Raw genomic sequence first — 2352 nt, 5'->3', positions numbered from 1 at the left:
TCCGGCTCGGCCGGGGTGCCCTTGCGGACCGGGAAACGGCCCTCGGGTGACATGCCGAACCAGCGCGGGTAGCCGTCACTGAGCATGTACTCCACGAAGGACTTCGCCGGATCGGTCACCGCGCCGTCCAGCACCGCCCAGGAGCTGATCTCGCCGTACTGGGCGGGTTCGGTGCCGTTCGGTCCCTTGATCGCGGTGACGAACCCGCTGTTCTTCGCCAGGAACCCCGGGTCGGCCTGGCACTGCGGGCAGGTCGGCTTGGCGTCGTTACGCAGCCCGGCCAGCTCGTCGAGGATGAACGGGGACCAGACGACCATGGCCGCCTTGCCGGCGAAGTAGGTGGCCCGGGTGGTGTCCACGTCCTGCGCGCCCTTCACCGAGCTGGTGCGGATCAGGTCGCCGTAGAAGCGGAACGCCTCGACGCACTGGGGTGAGTCCAGGGTGACCGCGCCGGAGTCGTCGGTGAGCTGGCAGCCGTTGGCCAGCGCCAGGTGCTCGAAGGTCTGCTGGGTGAACACGTCGCTGGGGGCGGTGGCCGCGGTGATCCCGGCGACGCCGCCGGTGTTCAGCCGCGCCGCGGCGGCGGTGATCCGCTCGTACGTGTCGGGGGCGGGCAGGCCGGCCGCGGCGAACAGGTCCTTGCGGTAGACCAGCAGTTGCCCCCACCCGTCGCTGGGCACGGAGAGTTGTCCGCCGTCGTCGGAGGTCAACTCCAGCGCGCGCGGGGAGAACGTCTGCTTGCCCAGCTTGTCGACGACCTCCGCGTTCGCCGATGCGTGCAGCAGCTCGTTGCCGGCGAGCGTACGGATGCCGGCGAGGGAGACCGACCCGACCACGTCGGGCAGGTCGCCGGCGGCGGCGTTTGCGGCGATCAACGAGGGGAACTGGTCCTCGTTGACGGTCACCAGGTCGACCTGGATCCCGGTCTTCGCGGTGAAGTCGGCGATGATCGCCTTGGTGGCGGTGACCCGGTCGGCCACGTCCTCCAGACTCCAGACGGTGATCTTCTTGCTGTTGCTGTCCGGTTCGTCGTCGCCGCAGGCCAGCAGGGTGGACGCGGTCAGTGCCAGGATCACTGTGGTGGCGAGTATCCGCCTCGGAGGTGCTGACATCGATGGCACTCCTCTCGAAGGGTACATGACGGATCCAACACCTTCGATTGATCAATAGCAAGACATATGGCGATTTTTTGCTATCCTGGAACCCAGTGCTACCGGGATGTGACACATGGGCAACTGGGTGGTCTCTCTCGCCGGGCCTCGACGCATCAGCCTCGAGCCCTGTCCGCCGGATCCGCTCGGCCCCGGCCAGGTCCGAGTCCGCACCTGCTACTCGGGCATCTCCGCCGGCACCGAGCTGACCCTCTACCGGGGCAGCAATCCCCGGCTCAGCAAGGACTGGGACGACGCCGCCCGGATGTTCGTCCCCCGACAGACCCCGGTGCCCTACCCGCTGATCGGTTTCGGCTACGAAGAGGTCGGCGAGGTCATCGAGGTCGCCCCGGAGGTCACCGACCGGCATCCGGGGCAGCTCGTCTGGGGCATCTGGGGGCACCGGGCCGAGGCGGTGCTCGCCGCCGACGCGGTCCGTGCGCTCCCCACCGGGCTGGATCCGCTCGCCGCGGTCTTCGCCCGCCCCGGCGCCATCGCGCTGACCGCCGTGCTCGCCGGTGACCTGCACCTCGGCGACTGGGTCGGCGTCTTCGGGCAGGGCGTCATCGGGCTGCTCGCCACCCGGCTCGCCGTGCTCTCCGGGGCCCGGGTGGTGGCCGTCGACCCGGTGCCCACCCGGCTGGAGCACGCCGCACGGTACGGCGCGTACTCCATAGTGGACGCAACGACCACATCCGCCGCCGCCGTGCTGCGCCAGGCCACCGACGGCCGGGGAGCCGACGTCTGCCTGGAGTTGTCCGGCGCGTACCCGGCGCTGCACGAGGCGATCCGCTCCACCACCCACGCCGGCCGGGTCGTGGCCGCCGGCTTCTACCAGGGCCAGGCCGACGCGCTCGGCCTCGGCGAGGAGTTCCACCACAACCGCATCCAGTTGGTCGCCGCCCAGGTCTCCGGGCCCACCCCCGCGCCGAGCATGGCCGGCCGGTGGAGCGGAGACCGGGTCGCGCAGACCTTCATGGACCTGGTGGCCGACCGCAGCGTCGACCCGCTGCCACTGGTCAGCCACATCGTCGACGCCAGCGCGGTCGCCGACGCCCTCGCGCTGCTCGACGGCGGCGCCGGTGACGTCCTCCAAGTCGTGCTGAGGTTCTAGATGACCACCATCGCGCTGGCCTGTCAGGAACAACTCCTGCCGGGCGCCAACCTGATCCAGAAGTTCGCCCTCGCGGCCGCCCTCGGC

Annotated in this window: 2 protein-coding genes; one reads left to right on the top strand and one right to left on the bottom strand. The window is 70.4% G+C overall.

Going from position 1 to position 2352, the window contains the following annotated elements:
- A partial coding sequence (locus KBX53_RS29975) for an ABC transporter substrate-binding protein (RefSeq protein ID WP_210863031.1) occupies positions 1 to 1112 on the bottom strand: 1112 nt, incomplete at its 3' end.
- 115 nt (positions 1113 to 1227) lie between these two features.
- Between KBX53_RS29975 and KBX53_RS29970 the strand changes: the two genes are divergently transcribed.
- Complete coding sequence (locus tag KBX53_RS29970) at positions 1228 to 2265, top strand: zinc-binding alcohol dehydrogenase (RefSeq protein ID WP_210863029.1); 1038 nt, start codon at positions 1228 to 1230, stop codon at positions 2263 to 2265.
- Positions 2266 to 2352: the final 87 nt, after the last annotated feature.

It is taken from the genome of Micromonospora sp. M51 (assembly GCF_018070305.1).
GTDB classification, from domain to species: domain Bacteria; phylum Actinomycetota; class Actinomycetes; order Mycobacteriales; family Micromonosporaceae; genus Micromonospora; species Micromonospora parva.
This window is presented reverse-complemented; position numbering and strand designations above follow the sequence as displayed.